Origin of the sequence: Vibrio sp. Vb1755, assembly GCF_033338635.1 — a bacterium.
In the GTDB taxonomy this organism is placed as follows: Bacteria; Pseudomonadota; Gammaproteobacteria; order Enterobacterales; family Vibrionaceae; genus Vibrio; species Vibrio alginolyticus.
Map to the genome: position 1 here is coordinate 1 of NZ_JAWOTA010000198.1, position 1,274 is coordinate 1,274.

A 1,274-nucleotide genomic window follows, 5' to 3' on the forward strand; every position below is an offset into this window, starting at 1 on the left:
GCCGAAGTCGTATCACCATCAAAATCGGTGGCAATAATTGGGAAATCAATCGTCAGGCTGTCACTGTTAGCTGCATGGTCAATCGGGCCTTGCAGCGTAAAATCGTAAGTGCCATCTGTTGCTACGTTTAACGTGAATACCGGATTGCCGTCTGCGGTCGCCACATAAGTAAAGCTGCCATCACCGTTGGCGGTTTCCACCAAGGTAATCGCCTCACCTTGAGACGTTAGCCCCGCAACAGGATCAGCCGTTGAATCCAGTTGATAGCTCACCACTCGGTCAGAGCCTTGAATAGTGGTAAACGCGCCTTCAACGAACACAGCGTCAGTTTGGTCTGAGCCCACGCCGCTAAGGTCATCTTCATCGACACTCAACGCATCCACCGCTGTGATGGTCGGTACATCATCAACAATCGTGACTGGAATGGTTTCAGTAACGGTGTCGCCATCGAAGTCGGTTGCGATAATTGGGAAGTTGAGTGTCAGCTCATCACTATCCACCGCGTGATCAATTGGCCCTTCTAGCGTGAAGTTGTAAGAGCCATCAGTATCTACTGTCAGAGTAAATACTGGGTTGCCACCCGCAGTCGCTTCATAAGTGAAACTACCATCACCATTTGCGGTTTCTATCAGTGTGACAGCCACGCCTTGCGATGTTAAACCGTCCACTGGTGTTGCTGAAGCATCGAGTTGGTAGCTCACCACTCGGTCAGAGCCTTGTGTGGTAGTAAAGTTGCCATCAATAGAAATTGGATTGCTTTGGTCTGAGCCAATTGACGCTAGATCATCTTCATCAACCGTAATGGTGTCGACGTCGGTAATAACAGGCTTATCGTCCACGATTGTCACTGGGATAGTGGCATTTGTGGTGTCGCCATCAAAGTCTGTTGCGATGATTGGGAAGTTGAGTGTCAGCTCATCGCTATCTACCGCGTGGTCGATTGGACCTTCAAGCGTGAAGTTATAGCTACCATCAGTATTCACCGTCAGCGTAAAGACCGCTTCACTACCCGCTGTCGCCTCGTAAGTAAAGCTGCCATCAGCGTTTGCGGTTTCAGTCAGCGTAACTGCCACGCCTTGTGATGTAAGGCCGTCAACTGGTGTTGCAGAAGCATCAAGCTGATAACTTACCACTCGGTCAGAGCCTTGTGTGGTGGTGAAGCTACCATCAATAGAAATCGGGTCAGTCTGGTCCGAACCAATCGTGCCTAAATCATCTTCATCAACAGTAATCGCATCAACATCGGTAATAGTTGGCTTATCATCCACGATGGT

Annotated in this window: 1 protein-coding gene; it reads right to left on the minus strand. The window is 49.5% G+C overall.

Translation table 11 applies throughout. The features are described from left to right. Positions 1-1,274 (minus strand): VCBS domain-containing protein (locus R7E00_RS23865; protein WP_318124726.1); only part of this gene is annotated, 1,274 nt, incomplete at both ends.